General features: G+C 55.4%; 12 protein-coding genes, 1 tRNA gene, 1 rRNA gene and 1 pseudogene. 7 read left to right on the forward strand and 8 right to left on the reverse strand.

Annotation, left to right across the window (positions count from 1 at the left end):
* Positions 1–109: 109 nt before the first annotated feature.
* The 3 genes and pseudogenes from KSY55_RS08530 to nrdD all read right to left on the reverse strand — a co-directional run bounded on the left by KSY55_RS08530 (position 110) and on the right by nrdD (position 8,364).
* Positions 110–4,868 (reverse strand): annotated as a pseudogene (locus KSY55_RS08530) (acyl-CoA dehydratase activase-related protein).
* A gap of 248 nt (positions 4,869–5,116) precedes the next feature.
* The gene (nrdG, locus tag KSY55_RS08540; protein ID WP_004220883.1) at positions 5,117–5,830 is read right to left on the reverse strand and encodes an anaerobic ribonucleoside-triphosphate reductase activating protein; all 714 of its coding nucleotides are present in this window, start codon (positions 5,828–5,830) and stop codon (positions 5,117–5,119) included.
* Between the two features lie 134 nt (positions 5,831–5,964).
* Positions 5,965–8,364, reverse strand: coding sequence for an anaerobic ribonucleoside-triphosphate reductase (gene nrdD, locus KSY55_RS08545; RefSeq protein WP_034880865.1), 2,400 nt, complete (start codon positions 8,362–8,364; stop codon positions 5,965–5,967).
* A gap of 324 nt (positions 8,365–8,688) precedes the next feature.
* Between nrdD and xseA the strand changes: the two genes are divergently transcribed.
* The 3 genes from xseA to KSY55_RS08560 all read left to right on the forward strand — a co-directional run bounded on the left by xseA (position 8,689) and on the right by KSY55_RS08560 (position 10,480).
* The gene (xseA, locus tag KSY55_RS08550) at positions 8,689–9,969 is read left to right on the forward strand and encodes an exodeoxyribonuclease VII large subunit (RefSeq protein ID WP_003834116.1); all 1,281 of its coding nucleotides are present in this window, start codon (positions 8,689–8,691) and stop codon (positions 9,967–9,969) included.
* Between the two features lie 2 nt (positions 9,970–9,971).
* A complete protein-coding gene (locus KSY55_RS08555) occupies positions 9,972–10,256 on the forward strand; it encodes an exodeoxyribonuclease VII small subunit (protein WP_003834114.1) in 285 nt (94 codons plus the stop codon).
* Between the two features lie 151 nt (positions 10,257–10,407).
* Positions 10,408–10,480: transfer RNA gene (locus KSY55_RS08560), tRNA-Arg, on the forward strand.
* Between the two features lie 48 nt (positions 10,481–10,528).
* Here KSY55_RS08560 and KSY55_RS08565 read toward each other — a convergent pair.
* Positions 10,529–11,626 (reverse strand): endonuclease/exonuclease/phosphatase family protein, encoded by a 1,098-nt coding sequence (locus KSY55_RS08565; RefSeq protein WP_217749691.1) that lies wholly within the window; start codon positions 11,624–11,626, stop codon positions 10,529–10,531.
* A 314-nt stretch (positions 11,627–11,940) separates the two neighbouring features.
* Between KSY55_RS08565 and KSY55_RS08570 the strand changes: the two genes are divergently transcribed.
* Both KSY55_RS08570 and KSY55_RS08575 read left to right on the forward strand, forming a co-directional pair.
* Positions 11,941–12,615: an ABC transporter ATP-binding protein gene (locus KSY55_RS08570; RefSeq protein WP_118269737.1), complete on the forward strand. Its 675-nt coding sequence runs from the start codon at positions 11,941–11,943 to the stop codon at positions 12,613–12,615.
* Positions 12,616–12,683: 68 nt separating this feature from the next.
* Complete coding sequence (locus tag KSY55_RS08575) at positions 12,684–14,984, forward strand: hypothetical protein (RefSeq protein ID WP_217749690.1); 2,301 nt, start codon at positions 12,684–12,686, stop codon at positions 14,982–14,984.
* 109 nt (positions 14,985–15,093) lie between these two features.
* On the opposite strand, the gene rrf is transcribed toward KSY55_RS08575, so the two are convergent.
* A 5S ribosomal RNA gene (gene rrf, locus KSY55_RS08580) occupies positions 15,094–15,210 on the reverse strand.
* 475 nt (positions 15,211–15,685) lie between these two features.
* Between rrf and KSY55_RS08585 the strand changes: the two genes are divergently transcribed.
* Positions 15,686–16,420, forward strand: a complete 735-nt coding sequence (locus KSY55_RS08585) for a DUF4391 domain-containing protein (RefSeq protein ID WP_217749689.1) — start codon at positions 15,686–15,688, stop codon at positions 16,418–16,420.
* Positions 16,421–16,426: 6 nt separating this feature from the next.
* Here the strand turns inward: KSY55_RS08585 and KSY55_RS08590 are convergent, their stop codons facing one another.
* The 3 genes from KSY55_RS08590 to KSY55_RS08600 form a co-directional block, all read right to left on the reverse strand.
* Positions 16,427–17,398: a Ppx/GppA phosphatase family protein gene (locus KSY55_RS08590; RefSeq protein WP_034881096.1), complete on the reverse strand. Its 972-nt coding sequence runs from the start codon at positions 17,396–17,398 to the stop codon at positions 16,427–16,429.
* Positions 17,399–17,545: 147 nt separating this feature from the next.
* Entirely contained in the window at positions 17,546–18,751 is a 1,206-nt protein-coding gene (locus tag KSY55_RS08595; RefSeq protein WP_217749688.1) for an aminotransferase class I/II-fold pyridoxal phosphate-dependent enzyme, read from the reverse strand.
* 167 nt (positions 18,752–18,918) lie between these two features.
* Positions 18,919–19,401: a very short patch repair endonuclease gene (locus tag KSY55_RS08600; protein ID WP_118268969.1), complete on the reverse strand. Its 483-nt coding sequence runs from the start codon at positions 19,399–19,401 to the stop codon at positions 18,919–18,921.
* Between the two features lie 186 nt (positions 19,402–19,587).
* On the opposite strand from KSY55_RS08600, the gene KSY55_RS08605 reads away from it, so the two are divergent.
* A complete protein-coding gene (locus KSY55_RS08605; RefSeq protein ID WP_134854603.1) occupies positions 19,588–20,592 on the forward strand; it encodes a Gfo/Idh/MocA family protein in 1,005 nt (334 codons plus the stop codon).
* Positions 20,593–20,929: the final 337 nt, after the last annotated feature.

Genomic DNA, 20,929 nt, shown 5'->3' on the forward strand with positions numbered 1-20,929 from the left:
TTTGGAAAATTGTTTGTATATATCAATAAAAATACCGACGCTGAAGATGTTGTCCGCGTCGGTATTTTGGTCAATTCCAGTCAGTGCTTATTGATTTATCTGCCTATGATCAGGCGACTTTTTTGCTTTGCGTCGTCTCACCCTGTTGCGCGGCCTTGTGAGCCTTCTTGGCGGCTGCGATCATCAGTTTGATGCGGTTGAGCTGGTTCGCTTCGGATGCTCCCGGATCGTAATCGATGGACACGATGTTGGCTTCCGGATGCAGTCGGCGGATCTTGCCGAACATGCCTCGGCCGGTCACGTGGTTCGGCAGGCAGGCGAACGGCTGCGCACAAATCACGTTCGGACAGCCGGATTCGATGAGCTCAAGGATTTCCGCAGTCAGCAGCCAGCCTTCACCAGCCTGCACACCCACGGAAGTGACCTCGTCGGCCTTCTTCACGAGTTCCGGCATCGGCAGGTCCTGGGAGAACTTGCCGTGTGCTAAATCGATCGCCTTGTGCACAGGAGCGTTGTACATGTCAAGCGCCTTGCGCATCAGCGCGTAGCCAAGCTTGTTGCCGCCCATGCCGAGGTAATGCTCGTTCCAGTCGGAAATGTATGGGCGGGTGGTCATGAATTCCATGATGCCCGGCACCACAGCCTCGCAATTCTGCGATTCAATAACGTCGACCACATGGTTGTTGGCGTCCGGCTGGTACTTGACGAGGATTTCGCCCACCACACCGACGCGCACCTTGCGCGGCTCGTCCTTCAACGGCAGCGCGTCGAAGGATTTCACAATCTCCTTAACGAGCGTCTGATACGGCAGATACCCCTTGCCGATGAACTTGCGTGCCGTCTTGGAATGGCCGTGGTGTTCGAGCGTTTCACGCACGATGGTGTCCCACGTGTGGTACAGCTGATTAGCACTGCCTGGCGTCACCTCGTACGGGCGTACGCGATACAGGCATTTCATCAGCAGATCACCGATAATCAGCGCCTTGATGACACGATGCAACAATGCCGGAGTGGCGGTGAAGCCCGGATTGTCTTCGATGCCCTGCGTGGAAATGGCGATCACTGGAATCTGCGGATAGCCAGCATCGACCAATGCCTTGCGGATCAGGCCGAAATAGTTTGTGGCTCGGCACATGCCGCCGGTCTGTGTGATGGCGAGCGCGGTGTGTTCCGGATCGTATTTGCCGTCCAAAATCGCGTCCACGAGCTGACCGATAACCATGATGGCCGGGTAGCAGGCGTCGTTGTTGACGTATTTCAGACCGGTTTCCACGTTTTCGCGGCTGGCGTGTTCGAGAATGTCGAACTTGTAACCGCCGGAACGGATCACGGATTCCACCAAGGAGAAGTGGATCGGACTCATCTGCGGAGCCACGATGGTGTAGTCCTTCATGTCTTTGCCGAATGGCACGCGGTTGGCGTACTTCGACATGGTGGCGGAATTGTGCGCGGATTTCTTCGCTTCGCCGATGCCGTTTTCCGCGGCACGCCTGGATGCGGCTTTGACGGCTTCGGTAAGTTTCGGATTGGCTTTCATCACGGTGTCAAGCATGACTTGACGTCCCGGAGTCGGCGCCTCAGACCCGGTCTTGCGGAATTCGCCCTGCTTGTTAGACGCACTGTCTTGCTTGTTGGGCATGACTGCGGCGATTCCGCGCTGCTTGTTGCGTTCGCGTTCTTCGACGGCTGCCTTGAGCGAGCGCAGTCGGATTTTTGCCGCTCCCAAGTTGGAGACTTCGTCGATCTTCAGCATGGTGTACACGTCGGCCTTGTCGGCGAGGATTTCGCCCACCTGGTCGGTGGTGATGGCGTCGAGACCGCAGCCGAAGGAGTTGAGCTGTACGAGTTCAAGTCCCGGATAGGAGGCCACGAAGTTTGCCGCCGAGTACAGGCGTGCGTGGTAGGCCCACTGATTGGTGACTCGCAACGGCATTTTGGTGACCTTGCGGTCTTCCACATGACGGAAGCCGTCCGCGTTCTTCTTGCGCGGATCGTCTTCGTCCGCGGCGAGGAAATCACTCAGGTTGAGCTTCTCCCCCGGCTGCAGTTCGCAGATCGAATCTTCAGACAATACCACCATGCCGAGCGAGCAGATGGTTTCCGGAATGCCATGGTTGACTTCCGGATCGATGTGGTACGGGCGGCCTGCGAGCACGATGCCTCGGCAGTCATGTTCCTTCATGTAGGCGAGTGCCTTGAGGCCTTCCATCTGCACATCGTGCTTGAAGACTTCGTTTTCGGCATAGGCCGCTTTGACTGCGGTTTCGGCTTCTTCACGGGTCACGTTGGCCCAAGCGAATTCTTCGACGATACGGTCGACCATGAGTTCATGGTTGGCCATGTTGAAGTATGGGCGCATGTAACGGATGCCCTCTTCGCGCAGTTCCGGCATGTTTGCGCCGATGACCACGGGATAGTTGGCTACTACCGGGCAGTTGTAGTGGTTGTCGGTGTTGGGTACCAGGTTCTCTTCGTAGCTGACGCACGGATAGAAGATGGTTTTCACACCCTTGCTCAGCAGCCATTTGATGTGTCCGTGCACAAGTTTGGCCGGATAGCAGATGTTTTCGGATGCGATGGATTCGATGCCTGTTTCGAACAGTTCATGCGAGCTTCGTCCGGAAATCATCACTTTGAAGCCCAGCGAGGTGAGCAGTGTGAACCAGAACGGATAGTTTTCGTACATGTTGAGTACGCGCGGAATGCCGATTTCGCCGCGGGTTGCGTTTTTGTCGGTGAGTCTGCGGTAGGCAAAGCAACGCTTGTACTTGTAATCGTAGAGGTTCGGGCGATCGGAACGCTTCTTTTTCGCGTCTCCGCCTCGTTCGCAGCGGTTGCCGGTCACGTAGCGGGATCCGTCTTGGAAGGTGGTGATGGTGAGCTTGCAGTGGTTTTGGCACAGTTTGCACACGTCTCGTTCGGAGGTCATCGACAGGTTGTCGAGTTCTTCGCCGCTCAAAATGTTCGATGCGGTGTGGCGTACGCCTGCGATCACCGCTTCTTTGGTGTCGGTGGTATCGGCGTCTTCGTCTTCCGCTTCGTCGGCATAGTGCATGCGTGCGGTCAGTGCGGCACCGTATGCGCCCATGAGTCCTGCGATGTTCGGTCGGGTCACTTCACGGTCTGTGAGCAGTTCGAATGCGCGAAGCACGGCGTCGTTGAGGAACGTGCCGCCCTGCACTACCACGGTGTCGCCAAGTTCGCCGGAATCACGCAGCTTGATTACCTTGTAGAGGGCGTTGCGCACTACGGAATAGCACAGGCCTGCGGCGATGTCTTCGATGGACGCGCCTTCCTTTTGCGCCTGCTTCACGGACGAGTTCATGAACACGGTGCATCGGGAGCCCAAATCGACCGGATGGGTGGAGTTGAGCGCCGCTTGGGTGAATTCCTGAATGGTCAGACCCATGGAAATGGCGAACGTTTGCAGGAACGATCCGCAGCCGGACGAGCATGCTTCGTTCACTGCGATGGAGTCGATCACGCCATCGTTGATGGCGAGATATTTCATGTCTTGGCCGCCGATATCGATGACGGCGGTAACGCCCGGGCTGACCATTTCGGCACCGCGATAGTGAGCCATGGTTTCCACTACGCCTTCGTCGAGGTGCAGGCCGGTGGTGATGAGGCCTTCGCCGTAGCCGGTCGCACAGGATCGTGCGATCCATGCGCCTTCAGGTAGTTCGGCTTGGATTTTTTTGACGATTTGTACGGCTGCCGTCAGCGGGCTGCCTTCGTTGGTCGCATAAGAGGACCATACGATTTCTCGATCGTCGTTCACCAATGTCGCTTTGATGGTGGTGGAACCGGCGTCTATGCCCAGGAAGTGCGGTCCTTGGGCTCCTTCGAGCGTGCCTTGATGGATATGCTCGCGATGATGTCGTTCGTTGAATGCGGTGCGATCCGCTTCGGTAGCGAACAGCGGAGGCATGGTCGGAGTGTTGGACGGCAGGTTTTCCAGTTCGTCCAGTCGTGCCAGAAGGTCGGCGCAGGTTCGTGCTTCGTAATGCTTAGTCAAGGTCGTCACCATCCTGATCGGCCTGCAATGCGGCACCGTATGCCACATACAGGTGAGCGTCGGTCGGAACAATGAATTCGTCCACTTTGCCGTCGAGCGCCCGCTTGAACGCGGCTCTCAGTTCGGACATGAAGAACAACGGACCACCCAGGAAGATCACGGTTCCGTGAATCGGGCGTCCGGAGGCAAGGCCTGCAATGGTCTGCGTGGCCACTGCGGTGAAGATCGATGCAGCCAGATCCGGCTTGGCCGCACCATCGTTGATAAGCGGCTGCAAATCGGTTTTGGCGAACACGCCGCAACGTGATGCGATCGGATATAGGGTTTCGTATTGCGCGGCCATTTCGTTCAGACCAGCGGCGTCGGTGTCGAGCAGTGTTGCCATCTGATCGATGAATGCGCCGGTACCGCCTGCGCAGGAACCGTTCATACGCTGTTCCGGAGTCGGCTTGAGATACGTGATTTTCGCATCCTCGCCACCAAGCTCGATGATCACGTCAGCCTGCGGATATTCCTTGTCAATGGCTTCGGTTTCGGCGATGACCTCCTGAACGAAGGGCACGTCGAGGCTGTCTGCAAGGGCAAGACCGCCTGAACCGGTGATGGCCAGGCGAATCGGCTCGTCGCCTCGGCCAAGCTTTTCCAGCTCCTGGTGGATGTCGGCCAATAGTCCGGCCACGGTGGCGCGCACGTTCGCGTGGTGACGCCGATAATCGGAGAACAGCGCGTCCGCGAGCGCGTCGGACTGATCGAGCACCACCGCCTTCACAGTAGTGGAACCGATATCAAGACCTACACGCAACGGCTTTGTGCCGTGCGTTTCGGTCACGGCTTCTGCTGCTTCAACCATGTCTCAACCTCTATCGTTCTATCCGCCGGGCTGCATTCCATGGCAGGCATGGAAGCCCCTACCCCGGGTTATCCAATCATGTAATCGTAGTCTGTGCCCACGCCTAAGTGCTTTGTAAATGCTCGCAATCAGCATAAAATGCACGACACAGCGCACAAATTAGACAACTAATCCAGTCAACGTGCCTAATTATGTATCTGGACGCTCGACGAATGTCGAGATCGCAAACCCTTCCAAGCATTTCCATGTCAGGATGCGCTGCCTTCCCCTGCAGAACGGTCTTTGCCGTATATTTCGGGAATGAATCGTGTTTGATCATGTAATTTCGGCCAAATCACCACTTGTCCGCTTTCCAGTGATTTCGGCACGTCGATGATGCGTTGGTTGCTGCTTCCGCGGAATTGCAGCAGGGAATCATGTAATTCTTTGATATAACGGCCATCCACGAGAATGTCGATCAGTTCGAGCAGCTCGCGCTTGTCGGGGCTTTCGCCTTCGCGCATGAGCTCTTCCCACGTGTAGCCGGTCCAGCACCAAATATCTTTGGTATTACCGAACCGTTCGCGTATTTTGCGCGCAAGGGGCAACAGCACGCCCGTGTTGAGCAATGGTTCGCCTCCGAGGAAGGTGATGCCTTGCACATACGATTGGCTTAAGTCATCCATGATTTGTGCTTCGAGCTTGTCGTTGTATTCGTGGCCGGCTTGGAAATCCCAGATTGACGTGTTGTAGCATTCCTCGCAATGGAACGGGCAGCCGGACACGTACAGCGAGCATCGGATGCCTTCTCCATCGGTCATGAGGAACCGTTTGTAGTCGGCGATCATATTGCGGCTCATGCGGTTGGTCCATTGCCCTGCTTTGGGATTGTTGGAACGAGTTGTGGGGATGAAAGGTCCGCGATTGGTTTCGTCCGCCGCAAAGTCACGACGTTGAATTGCTGGATTCGCGCTGCTGATCATACGTTGTCCCTTCACGTTTTGCCGTTACGTCGCGTTTTTGCGATTGCTGCTTGCCTCATGATTGTCACAGAATGAAAGAGGGTGGAAACCCACCCTCTTTCATATTTCGTTTATGTTTGCTACCGACGCGGCCCTTACTTGGCTTCCTCGAACCATTCACGTTCGGAACCGTCACTCAAGGTGACATGACCGGTTTCGCCGCTCATATGCTTGACGCGGTGCGCGATCTCCTCGTGACGTCCATGCACCATCGGGCGCTGCACCGGGTTGCCCAAGTAGCCGCAGGTGCGCTTGGTCACGTTGCAGTGGTCCGGGTCGGAGTTGCCGCACTCCGGGCACTTGAAACCTTCCTCAGTGGGCTCGAAGTCGCCTTGGAATCCGCAATCGTAGCAGCGGTCGATCGGCGTGTTCGTGCCCAGGTAGCCGATGCCGATGTTGTAGGCGTAATCCCACACCGCTTCGAGTGCCTTGGGGTTGGACTGCAGGCACGGGAACTCGCAGTAGTTGATGAAGCCGCCGGACGCGTAGTACGGGAAGTCCTTCTCGTAGTTGAGCTTTTCCATTGGGGTTGGCTGCAGCCAGACCGGGTAGTGGAAGGAGTTGGTGTAGAAGTCGTGGTCGGTCACGCCTTCCACTTCGCCGAACTTCTCGTGGTCCATACGGTTGAAGCGGTCGGTGAGGGATTCGGCCGGCGTGGAGTACACGGAATAGTGGTAGCCTTCCGCGTCGCTCCATTCCTTGCACAGCTCGTTCATGCGCTTGACGATGGACAGTGCGAATTCCTTGCCTTGCGGATCCCAGCCGTGATCGCGCATCCAGTTCTTGCCGTAGAACACGCTGGTCGCCTCATACAGGCCAATGTAGCCCAGGGAAACGGTGGCACGTTCGTTGCGGAACAGCTGGTCGACGCTGTCGTTGGCGCCGAGTCGACCGAAAGCTCCGAAACGGAACAGGGTCGGCGCATTGACCGGCGCGGCCTGCTTGCAACGCATGATACGGAATTGCAATGCCTGATGAGCCACGGCCATACGCTCGTCGAAGATCTTCCAGAAGCGATCCTTGTCGCCGTGGGATTCCAGTGCGATGCGCGGAACGTTCACGGTGACGACGCCAAGGTTCATGCGTCCGTCTTCCACGTCCTTGCCGGTCGCCGGATCAATCCAACCCTGCAAGAAGGAACGGCAGCCCATCGGGGCTTTGAAGGAGCCGGTGATCTTCACGATGTTCTCGTAGAAGATCACGTCCGGATACATGCGCTTGGTGGCGCATTCGAGGGCGAGCTGCTTCAAATCGTAGTTCGGATCGCCCGGATCGGCGTTCACACCATGCTTGATGGTGAACACGAGCTTCGGGAAAATGGCGGTGTGATGTTCGGAACCGAGGCCGCGGATACGGTTCAGGAAGATGGCACGCTGAATCTCGCGGGCGAACCAGTCAGTGCCCAAACCGAAGCCAACGGTCACGAACGGGGTCTGGCCGTTCGACACACGATTGGAGTTGATCTGGTATTCCATGGTCTGCATGGCATCGTAGATGGCCTTGCGGGTCTGGATCTTCGCCCACACCTCACGCAGCTGCTGCAAACGGCTGGCATCCTTGTTGAACGGCTCGTCCATCGGCAGGGCCGGACGGTCCTTTTCGAAATGCAGACGCTTCGGTTCGACATCCTTGGCCAAGCGCACCTGACGTTCGGCGATTTCGATCGGCAGGTCGTCAGGCATGATCTCATGGGCCTGCTCAAGGAACTTGTCGTAATCCTTGCGCGCGTATTCGACGAAGTGCTCGTCGGCACGGTTGGCGGTCTGGCCACCATACTGGCTGGATGCCACGTCCTTCATGATCTGGGTGATCTGCGTGGCGGCGATGGAAATGCTGTTCGGCGATCCCATCGGAGCGTTGCCGAGAGTGAAACCGTTGGCGAGCATATCCCAGTAGTTCGGCAGCGAGCAGTTGGATTGTGCGGTGAACGGCGAGTAGTCGGCGTCGTGGAAGTGGATGTCGCCCTTCATATGGGCGTTGGAGACCGCGTCCGGCAGCATGGAGAAGGCGGACGCCTTGGACACCGCGCCCGCCAGCAGATCGCGCTGGGTGGAGTAGACGTTGGAATCCTTGTTGGCGTTCTCGCGCACCAGAGCCTCGTCACGGTTCACCAGACGCTTGACGGCTTCGTTGATGTCGGTGGCCTTGGCACGTTCGATGTCTTTGTTCAGACGGTAGTTGGTGTACGTGCGCGCCACATCGTACAGGTGGTCTTCGATCAGGCCGTGTTCAACGAGATTCTGGATGTCTTCGATCTTGGCGGGACCGTTGTAACGATCCTTGATTTCGGCTTCGACCTGATTGGCGATATCACGGATCAGCTGTTCCTCCTGCGGCCCGATCTTCTTATCAAGGTCGGCGAAGGCTGACTTCACCGCGCTGATGATGTTGATCGGATCGAAGTCGACCACACGACCGTCGCGCTTCTCGACGAGCACCTTACCGGTTCCCGTTTTAACGGTTGCGGAGATGGCATTCAGAGCCTGCGTTTCCATTCATCATCCTTTCCGGGTCGGACCCCATCCGACCAGGTTTTCATGCTTCGTTATGCATGCCAGATTGTTGCTACGTCCATGACTGTACGCCATAGCCAGCACTAAATGTAGTAGCGGCACGCCGGCAGTAAAACTATATATTCCATTTTTCGGCTTGATTCCGCCATTCCTTAACTTGTGTGACAAAGGTAACGATTTCGCCACGGAGTGTCGCCCGAGTGTCGATTTGACGCACTCACCGAAGAGGGACTATACAAGGCGGGGTACCCTCACGGAATTCGAACATGTGTTTCATTTGTCCGCAAGATGATGGAATCTTGAACTATGACTTGGAACCAGGATTACACACCCCCGGCAGCGCAGCCGAACAGCAAACCGCTGCCACGACTGGCCGGCGAAACCACCGCTGACAACCCCTGGCCGGTAAGTCTGCTCAGCGAGAAATTCCATATGGCCGTCGAACGGTGGCCATCGGTTTGGGTGGCCGGGCAGATCACGCAGATCAACACCAGACGTCAGGGCAGCGCCTATATCACTCTGCGCGATGATTATCAGGACATTGCGTTGGAAGTCAACGGTTTCGGGCAGTTTGCCGCAGCCGCCACGCCTTTCGTGCAGGGCGACCGCGTCATCATCCATGGCAAACCGAATCTGTGGATGAAGCGCACGTCACTGTCTTTACGTGGCGACGCCATTATCGCGGCCGGCGCAGGAGGCAGCCTGAAGGCCATGATCGACGAATTACGCAAGAAGCTGAAAGGCGAAGGCCTGTTCGACGCTGACCGCAAGCAGCCTCTGCCCGAGTTTCCGCATTGCATTGGTCTGATTTGCGCGCCGCAGGCTCGCGCCGAAGGCGATGTCATCACCAACGTGAGATTGCGTTGGCCTGTTGTCGATTTCAAAGTGACGCATGTGCATGTGCAGGGTGAGCAGTGCCCTTCCGACGTGATCAAGGCGATCGCGCAGATGGATGCCGATCCTGATGTCGACGTGATCATCGTGGCCCGTGGCGGCGGCGCTTTCGAAGATCTGATCGGGTTCTCCGACGAAGGCGTGGTACGCGCCGCGGCAGCCGCCCATACGCCGCTGATTTCCGCGATCGGCCATGAGGATGATTGGACGCTGCTTGATCTGGTTGCCGATCTGCGCGCATCCACGCCAACGGACGCGGCGAAGAAAGTCGTGCCGGACGTGCGCGAGCAGATGCAACTGATCAACGTGAACATCGAACGCATGCGCATGCGCATCGACGCCACCGTCAACAATGAAACAAGACTGATTGAAGGCTATGCGAACCGTCCAAGCCTCACACAGCCGCTCACCATGCTGGAACCGCATCAGCGTCTCATCGATGATGCAAGAACCCGCATGAGAATCGGTCTGACACGTATTCTTGACGACGCAAGCCTCACCATCGAAAAAGCGCATGCCTCACTGACCGCGCTTAGCCCGCAATCCACTCTCAACCGAGGTTATGCGGTAGTGCAGGGAGCGGACGGCCATGTAATCGACGATGCGAACGCCGTGAACACCGGCGACCAACTCACCATGACATTGAAGCACGGCGTGATCGTGTCCGAAGTCACCACCGTAACGAAGGAGTAGCAATGACCAACGAAACCACCCCCGCATCCAGCCTGACCGACAAGGAACGCGAAGCCATCGCACAAATGCCTTACGAAGAGGCTCGAGATCAGCTCATTCAGGCCGTGCAGGCACTTGAGGCCGGCGGACTCAACCTTGACCAGTCCATGCGCCAGTGGGAGCTTGGCGAAGCCCTCGCCAAGCGCGCCCAAAGTCTGCTCGGCGAAGTGCGTGCCAAGCTTGACGCAGCACAGGCGGAACAGGCCACTGCGGCCAATACCGCTGGCACGCAAGACAATCTGGCCTGAGCATCTCAAAATACCGTCAATATAGCATTTCCATGACTGTGCGCCACACGTTTTTACAAGGTGTTATATGGCGTACAGTCATGCATAAATTTCGAATTTCTTCATTTCGATACCACACTCGTCCGGATGGTGTGTAGAATGAAGATTCGTTGCCTCAGTAGCTCAGTGGATAGAGCACTTCTCTCCTAAAGAAGGTGTCGTAGGTTCGATTCCTATCTGGGGCACTTTTTATGCGGATGCGCAGCCGATATGCAGTTGCGCCGGCACTCTTCTCACACGTCGAATTGCACGGTTGCCAGCAACGCCCTGTGATCGCTTCCATCGATTTTCAACGATTTGGCCTGACCTGCCAACATGCCGGAATCCAATACGATATGGTCAATGCCCGCAAACGTCGGTACATAATCGATATTCGCAGGCCACGTGAATACCAATCCCCCGGCCGCTTGTTTGGCCGCGTCCGTGAACCGTGTTCCCAAGAAATTACGGAACGGTGCATGATCGTCGGTCGCGTTGAAATCGCCCATGAACACGTACCTACGAGACGTATCGTACCGGAGTCGACCAAGCTCATCCAATGAACGCTTCCACTGCTGCCAATATCCATCGGTCGGAGACGTGGTATGCACCGAAACGAAACGGATCTGCGTCTGACCATCATTGAATGCAACCGTGGCTCCTGGCATGAACGACGCGCTCGAATCAACATCATCATCAGCCGGATCAACAAGCGGACTCGCCGACCACAAACCATTGCCATACACGCCGTCTGAACTTGCCACCTGCGCATACGGCAGCAAATCGCCAATACCAGCCTTATTCAACTCGTCCACGAAAGCATCGGTCGTTTCCTGCAATGCCAGCACTTCCACACGCTCGCTACGCACCACATCGACAATTTCCTGCGCGTCGGCACGACCCTTAAACACATTGCATGTCATCAAACGAGCATAATCATCCTGCGTATTGGCGGACGCTCCCGAAACCGCTGCGATCGCGGCACGCGGAAGCTTCGTTTCATTGTAGAAAAACGGATACTGCCACCATACTTGCAACGCGATCGCCGCAATCGCCAGCAATACCGACATTGTTCGTTTCGAGACAATGCCGCAAATCAGCGCAATCACCGCAAGAATCGCAAACCAAGGCACCAATGAAACGATAATGGGAACATACGGCCACGCCTGAATCTCAGCAGGCAGTATGTGCGAAACAGCGCCCAGCAAAGCTGCAATCGACAGAATGCCAGCCAGAAAACCGCATATGATATTGCGCACGCGATGCGACTTAGTTTTCTTCAACGTGCGAATAGGCTTAACAGCCTTCGCCTGCGCCGTACGCGGTTTCGTAGGCGTACCAGACCGTGCCATACATCCTCCAACATGGGCATTGCGTTCCATCAGTCAATACATCAATCATCAAATCAGCCATCAAAACCGAGTTCATGACGAACGCCATCGGCAATAGTGCGGCTTCATAGTACCCCAACTTCCACATTCGCTGGCAAATAGTCGCAATCGTCTCCATAAATTTAACGAAAAACAATCGAAACACAAAAATCACCATCTTGCCCCCAACCATTAAATGCTATTATGCTGGACACATAAGAAATCGTAACTAATGGGGGTACGACGCCTTACGCAAGAGCAATGGCTGCTCATGTATACCGAGAGGGGGCTATACCGTGCTGGAACTTGACCACGTGGGGTTTTCGTATGGAAAACGTCTGATTTTAGACAATGCGAGCGCATTATTCGAAGAAGGTTCGACAACGGCAATAATGGGACCTTCCGGCTCAGGAAAGACCACTTTGCTGCGTTTGATGGACGGTTCTTTACAACCAGACACTGGCTCCGTCACCATTGATGGCGCAAATGTCAATTCCATTGATCGAAAAAATCTTCTCGGATCTTTATGTATGCGCATATTTCAGGATTACAGGCTCATTCCATATCTTGACGTGCGAGAAAACATCATGTTGGCGTTTGAAGCGGCGCATAAGAACCTCGGACAAACCAAGATTAAGGAAACTTCCCGCACTGAAAACAACACAATCGATAACTTGCTTGAAGAAGTGCATTTAGCAGGCTATGCAAACCATTTGACTGGCCAATTGTCAGGAGGAGAGCAGCAACGTGTGGCCATCGCACGCGCAATCGCCATGAAACCACGTGTGATTCTCGCGGATGAACCCACCGGCGCGCTTGATGAGGAAAATACGCAGGCAATCGCAACATTGCTTTCAGATATTGCCCACAAAGAGCGATCCATTGTCATAATCGCAACGCATGACGCTACGGTCGCGCAGCACAGTGACCGCATTGTGCGCATTCAGGACCACAAGTTGGTGGAGCAATGAATGGCATGCCTTACCACAGCATTGGAATCACGAGGCACGTTACCTCTGGATATTTGAGATTCCATCCGATGCTCACCATCTCACTCTTTGTGGTGGCATTATTGTCGGCGATGCTACCCGTGGTGGCCTTAAACAGCTTGAATCTATACGTACAGGCTGCCAAAGAAGGCGCAGCAGGTCAATCCGGAGGGTACACGTACCAAATTTCAGGAGGCAGCAACGATGTAGCCGAAGAACTCAGGCAACAAGTCCAAAACGGTAAGGCCATCGGCGTCAAATCCACACAAGGATCAGTAGGCCTCACCTCCGCCAGCGGCTCTTCACGAAACACCATCGCAGACATAACTTTCCTAACAGGCCCCTCACGATATGGCACGCTCATCGAAGGGCATCAGCCGTCGCAAAAAAACGAAATCTCCCTGTCTCGGGCCGCAGCTGAACAAATTGACGCCCAGCTGGGAGATATAGTCACCGTGCAATGTGACGATTCCGCATTATCAAGCGACTATAAGCTCATTGGCATCACCGTCGATGCTGCGAACACCAACACCGTGTATGCAACAGCAGTGTCTTCCAAAGACAATCTCCAAAACATACAAATGTGGCTCACCGACGATGACGCTACTGTAAATCAGGGAGAAGTCGCAAAAGAGAGCGCAACCAACAATGTCAATATCGGATACATCAAATCGACAATACGAAATGCCGAAGAAACGGTTCGTACTCGCGATCTGCCAGGATGCCAATGGTACGGAATAGTTCTGTTCCTTTGCTTGCTGTGCGTACATATCGCAGCAATGACGGCATTCTTCCGAGCAGGTCAGTGTTCCGGAGATGCTGTGGTAGAAGCTCTGGTAGCTTGCGGATTCTCCCTCACCACCAGCAGATGGACAGTGTTCCGAGGATTGCTTATTTGCACAATACCCGGAGCCGCAATTGGCATCGTGGCCGGATATGCGGTATTCGGTCTTAGTTACAGGACCATAGGCAACATATTCGCCCAATATTGGGAATGGCAACCATCAGCAACTTCCCTGCTGTCCATCTTTTTTGTCGCAGCGATTTTGCTGTGCTCGCTATGCTTGACATGGTTGGTTTTGTTCTTCCGCATGTCCTTTAAGCATGACATCACAACCAGAAACGCATTATGGTACATCATTCTTTCCTCGGCCGTTCTGCTGTTTTCTTGTGTGGCGATAGAACGTTATCATGCAGCCGCATGGCCGTTTGGCGGATCAGTGGGCTCGGTCATGGGGGCTTGCGCTCTGGGGCCTCTGCTCCTTTCACTGCCTTGGCTTTTCCGCACGCCAGCACAATGCAATGCGATAGAACGTACACGAAGTTTGTCTGCCCCGGTATGCGCATTGGCACTCTTATTGTTAGGTGCCAGCTCATTGTTCAGCGGGCAAATGATGATAGCGACAGGCAATTCGGATAATGGGCTGTTCATCGCCGATTATTTGACTCAGGATGACTTGAACTATCTTGCCGGCAAATATCCCGAGACTCTAGACAAAGCCATCGTGCTCACGGCACCGGATGAATCCCGGTATCTGGTCCGCGCCGCGACTTCCCATGCTTACGATTGCGTCATTCAACATGGTTCCGACGATGCGGATTGCTACTCAGATTCCGATAATGAAACCACTGTCATGCTTGTCGATAGCAACTCGTCTTTAGCCGGTAAAACCAACGACGTTCATATTGCTGAAAGCGGCAACACTGGCATCATTCTCATCGATCCCGCAACCCAAAAAATAACTCAAGCAGCACAAGTATCCACCGAGGGCACCGACTCGCTGCTCAATGATTACACCATGCCCGGCGTGGTTCTTGGAATCGACTCACCACAGGCAAAAACGCTTGGCCTTACGCCAAGCAACCGGCATACTCTCATCGTGACCGATTTCCCGTCAATCGCTTCCGGCGTTCGCGATTCAATCCGATCCGACATCATTAACCGTTGCGGGTATGCATTCATTACCGAACACGACACCACCTCTTACCGCTCCTACATGGCACGCGCCATTGCCATACCAGCTTTGGCCACAATTATCAGCGGCCTGACATTCGCCGCATTGGCCATATCAACACGTCAAACGCAGTCAACATTACGCTGGACGCTTCAAGAATTCGGTGCATCACGATTCCAGCTCATGCGTTTGTTCAGACCTTTAGGAATAACCATGTCGTTGGGATCAACCATAGCCGTATTCCTGGGATGGCTGGGCTCGCATCCTTGGATTATTGCGCCCGCGAACGAATTCGGCACCACTGGCTGGTGGTGGCTCATACCGTTACCTGTCATTTTTATTGAAACGGCATTGTTCTGTTGGTGGTTTTCGCTGCCTGAGCGTCGCAATCAGTGACCGCTGGATTCACCTTCGCACATAATCGGGTCATAATTGGACTTGGGCGAATCGCGTAACGAAAAATCCCGAGGAGCGATGCTCGACTCGGGATTTAAAAAAAGTTTAAGTGCGGCGACGTGCTACTCTCCCACACCCTCTCGAGTGCAGTACCATCGCCGTGCTAGGCCTTAGCTTCCGGGTTCGGAATGGGACCGGGCGTCTCACCTAGGCTCTGATCACCGCAAGATGAAATAATACGCACACATGCCTCAATCACCAAATCACGGCGTGTCGCAGATTGCAATCGTCTATCACAGCCGCACGGCATGGCGAACAGAGCGCGCTTGCGCCGATACGCCATCCCACTTGCGTCGCGGATGTCGGATCGGTGGTGGCGGCACGTGTGCAGTCGGCGCCGTTGGCCGCACAGGAGGTGAATTTGGGTGCTCCCCGATCGTCGACCGGATCGCCACAACCGGCTTTGACCAAAGAGGCGACTTGCACACTGGAGGTGACGGGCTTGACGAACGATCCGCCGATACCGGTTCCCGCGATGGCCGAAAAAATGCATTCTTTTGCTCAATATATGGAGACATCATCCACGCGCAGTTTTATAGATTCCCGCCAGTCACATACCGACGCGCCGTTATCAAAATTTGCGGCTCTTGCGACTACTGTTGCCCCAATAACCGATATGAAAGCACGAAAGAAGGCCAGCAATGACGATCGCCTCCTGCGGTTCCGTTTCCGCACTCACATTGGGTCTGCCGAACTCCTCTGCGGTTCCCGCAGAAAAGGCAACGTTGCCGAAAGGCCTGTTCGTGGCGAGAATACCGGTTTCAGCCAAAACAAAACAACGATTGGCGAACGACATCGAGACGATCACCATGTTGTCTCTGCTGCGGCCAAGCAATACACGGCTTGCCGTCGGAACACGCATTCCGGAAGTACTGGCAATCGGATTGCGCCTGCATGCCAAGAACGCCGCCATACCGACGGATATCGTCGAGCTGATTGCCATGCAACGCAAGTCGGGAATCGTGTTCGTATGCGTGCGCGACGCCGACTTCGAAGGTACGAAGCGGCAGGAGTGCGCGTTCGCCGTGAGACGCGCGCTGCCGGGACGCGCCGGTCACACACCTACATTCAAAGTGTTCGTCTCAGATTGGAAACCGGCCGGCGAAGCGATGCTGGACATCGGCGATCCTGCGGTCGATTCCATCGACGCGCTGTGGGAGTCGTTATGCTCGCAGGTGACGCTCGGCAGCGTCTCTCCCACGGCACTGGACGCGCGCATGACACGGCGTATGCAGGCCGCACAGCTTACCGAGCAGATCGATAAGCTCACGCGCGATCACCAACGGGCAAAGAATCCCGAACAGCGCAACGAAATCTTCACCAAGCTGCACAAGGCGAAGAACCAGTTGGAGGAACTGAGGAAGCTGGAAGCCTAGGAACCGCTAGAAACCAAGGCTCGTGCGGCCAAACTGGTCGAGCCAGCGCAGAATAGCCCCTTCCCGCAACGCCCATGGGCAGATTTCCACTTCCTTGACGTCAAGCGCCTTCATGATCTCGTCGATCACCAAGCCGCCACCGACGATCTGATACGTGCGCTCCGGCGTGACGCCCGGCAATGCGGTACGCTGGTCCGGCGAGATGGCTGCAAGACGGGGAAGCCAATCCTCAAGCTGGTCAATCGTCATGATCGAAGTGTCCACGCGGCCGGGCTGACGCACCACGGCACCGGCGAGACGAGCCAGGGAACGAATGGTCTTCGATGTGCCGACGGCATGCATCGGGTGCTTCGATTTCGGGAACGCCTTGACCATCGGCTCAAGAATCTTACGGATGTTCCTGCGCGCGTCTTCCAAATCCCTATCATTCGCAATACCGTTTTCCGGTAGGAATTCACGGGTCACACGACCGGCACCTGCCGGCACGGACAGCGCTACTGTGGGATCCTCATCCGAACCCATAGCCACCTCGAGAGAGCCACCACCGATATCGATGACCAGCAGCCGACCGGCATCCCAACCATACCAGCGGCGAGCTGCAAGGAAGGTGAGTCTGGCCTCATCCACACCGGACAGCACCGTGACCGGCTGACCGACGACGTTTTCGATTCGTTTGAGGATCCTGCTGCCATTCGGAGCCTCACGCAATGCGGATGTGGCCAGCACGAGCAGTTGGGTAATCTCATATTCTTTGACCAGCCCCATGGCCTTTTCCACAGCTGCGACCACAGCTTCGACTCCGGCCTTTTTGATTGTGCCATCGGCCTTGAGATATTGCATCAATCGAACAGTGCTTTTCGTGCTGGCCTCAGGTTCCGGACGGGCGCCAGGCGCCGCATCGACGATGAGCATGTGAACGGTATTGGAGCCAATGTCAAGCACGCCAAGACGAGTGACATGCGAATGTAAACTAACCATGCTTTCAAGCATAGTGACATCGCACTCCCCCTTTCACCTGACATTACATTGACAACCTTTGCAAATATTCGAGTGGCCATCCTATTCACCTAGGATGGCCACGCAACATTCACAGCGCCGACAACGATTGCAAAGCGCTCACAAACATCATCCGTGCAGTTTGGCTACGAAATCGCCAAGCCGCTTCAAACCTTCACGCAACGCCTCGCGCGAGGCCGCATACGAAAGCCGCACATGGGTGTCGGCAGTGGCCTCGCCGAAATCACGGCCCGGCGTCAACGCCACGTGCGCTTCCTTTAACGCACGTTCGCAGAACGTCCACGCGTCGAGACCGGTGCCGGAAATGTTGAAATACGCATAGAACGCGCCATTCGGCTCAACCTCCAGCGGCAGACCGATCTCAGCCAATCCGTCGACCACAATGCGACGACGCTCCAGCAACTCCTGACGGCGTTCCTCGCACACGGCCAACGTTTCCGGAGTGAAGCACGCGAGCGCCGCATGCTGGGTGGGAGTATGCGCGCACAGGAAGAAGTTGGTGGCGAGATCGTCCATGGCTTCGAGCGCGCATTCAGGCACGACCATCCAACCCAGTCGCCAGCCGGTCATGCCGAAGAACTTGGAGAAGCTGGAGCATACGATGGCGTCCGGGTCGCAGGCGAGCACGGATTTCACGTCGGAGCCGTCCGGTTCGCGGTCGGCCAGGTCAAGGTAGGTTTCGTCGACGATACGCCATGCGCCGCGTTCTTTCGCCAGGTCGCACACGGATTTCAGGGTGTCGAAGGCGATGGTGGTACCGGTCGGGTTCGACGGCGAGGTGATCATCACCGCTTTGGTGCGATCCGACCAGTATTCGTGGCACAGTTCCGGTGTGAGATGGAATCGGGTGGTCGCATTCGTCGGCACGTCCACGACTTTGCCGCCGAACGCGCGAACCAGTTCGCGATTGCACGGGTACGACGGGTCGGCGATCAGCACCTCGTCACCCTCGTTCACCGTCAATGCGGCGGCAAGCAGCAGTGCCGTGGAACCTCCGGCCGTAATCGCGATACGTTTCGGATCGACGTCCACATGGTGGCGTTCCTTGTAGAAATCGGAAATCGCCTGACGCAATTCCGGCAAACCCATTGCGGCGGTATATGGCAATGGACGGCCATCATACTGTTCGCGCATCGCATCACGCACTGCGAGCGGAGCGCCGAAATCCGGCTCCCCCAAGCTCAACTTGACCACATCGGTGCCTGCGGCGATCATCTCGTCGGCCATCGCACCAAACACCATGGCACGGAACGGATTAGCAATCTGGGCGCGGTGCGACATCTGCGGCAGCGCGCTGTTTTCAGCATTTCCCATAGTTCGTTTGTATTCTTCAGACACGACAAATCACGCTGAATCACAAGCATCGTCTCACCGACGTTACATACCGTTTCGAAATCAAGAAAAACAAGAAATTAATCGAGCATACATCACGTATGTTCGGCAAGAATCACGCAATTGCAAGTAGATCGCATAAATGTCGATCAAGCAGGTTGCGTGCCGACGATTTCATGATAAAGCCGTTCCAGCCGTTCCTCACGTACTTTTTTGGCGAGCTCGCATTCCCACACCACGATCACTTTCCAGCCCATCGTTTCAAGTTCGGCATGCTGTCTGACATCTCGTTCGTGGTTGCGCAGCAGTTTCGCACTCCAGAATTCCACATTCGATTTCGGCACGCGCGTGGCTTTCGGGCAGTTTTCATGCATATGCCAGAAACAGCCGTTGATGAACACCATCGTACGGTATTTCGGCAACACCACGTCGGGATGCCCCGGATACCGCTTGTCGTTTTTGCGGAATCGCAGGCCTTTCGAAAAAAGAAAACTGCGTACCATCATTTCGATGGAGGTGTCTTTGCCTCGGATATGCGACATGATGTAGCTTCTCGTGCCACGCTCGTATTTCTCTTTTTTTGCGGATTTCCGAGGTTTTCCGGTCTTCTTAACGTGTTCCTGCGCTACCACAGCACACCATTATGGCAAGATCCGGCAAAATACGGCAAATCAGAAAAGCATCCGGACAAAACGCAATGCAAGTGCGATACGGATCAACGCGCGTTGCGATCACGCATGGCGTACGCTGGAACTTGCAACGCAGCAATATAAATGAATCAACACTATTCAGGCAGCTTACGAAAGATGGGAGTTGATATGGCTCGTATTCATGTCGCGATTCTCGGCGCAGGCCGGATTGCACAACATATGGCTGACACGTTGGTGAAAATGGCCGCGGACAGCCGTTATGCGGATTTGGTTGAACCGTATGCTGTCGCCGCACGAGATGCGGGTCGTGCGGCTGATTTCGCCGCGAAATACGGTTTTCCAGTTTCATACGGTTCATATGAGGAACTTGTGGCCGATCCGAACGTGGACTTGGTGTACATCGCTACGCCGCACAATCTGCATGCGGAACAGGCGATATTGTGCATGAAAGCCGGAAAGGGTGTGCTGGTGGAGAAAGCATTCGGCGCGAATGCGGCACAGACCCGTGAGATGTTAGCCGTTGCAAAAGAAACCGGCATGCTGTGCGCGGAAGCGATTTGGACGCGATACATGCCGTCCCGCGCCATTATCGATAAGATTCTCGACTCCGGTGCGATTGGTGAAATACAGGCGATCGATGCGAACCTGTGTTACCCCACCACCGCGAAGGCGCGAATCACTGATCCCGCGCTTGCCGGTGGCGCATTGTTGGATGTTGGCGTGTATCCGATCAATTTCATTGACATGATCATGCATAATGCGCCGATCGCTCGCATTGAATCGTCGATGCGAGCGTACGAAACCGGCGTGGATGCGCATAATTCCATGACGTTCTATTACGAGAACGGTGTGATGGCGACCGCGCAAAGTTCGATTCTGTGCCATAGTGACCGCACGGGATCCGTGTGGGGAACCGATGGTTATATGGTGTGCCAGAACATTAATAATGTTGAGGCGATTGACGTGTATGACGGCAATCATACGGTTGTTGCACATTACGATGTTCCCGCCCAGCTCACCGGCTATGAGTACGAGGTGGCGGCCGCCGCACAGGCCGTAATCGACGGTCGCACCGAATGCGAGGAAATGCCCCACGCCGACACCCTGCGCATCATGGAACTCATGGACTCCCTGCGCCGCGACTGGAACCTCACCTACCCCTTCGAACGTTAAGCTCCAATATTAGTTTCAGCGTCGACGAATTGCGATTCCGTTCACACAGCCGACGCTGAAGCATTCATTGGCAGCACATATAATTTCTCCTTGCACTGGTTGAGGAGGAACATTATGGGATTGCTGAGCAAGTTCATGAACGCGCTTATTGGAGAACCGCCCGTCTCCAAAACGGCGACTCAGCCCGGGCCCAAGCTCGCGCGGCAAAACGTTCCCAATCCCACGCAACAGCAGACGACGCAACGCAAGTCCACTGTACAATCACGTCAAACGCAACAGCTTACGCAACCATCCCAATCATCACAGTTGGCGCGATCGTCATACCGCGCGCAAACAC

Source organism: Bifidobacterium sp. MSK.13.1, from assembly GCF_019131435.1.
In the GTDB taxonomy this organism is placed as follows: Bacteria; Actinomycetota; Actinomycetes; order Actinomycetales; family Bifidobacteriaceae; genus Bifidobacterium; species Bifidobacterium pseudocatenulatum.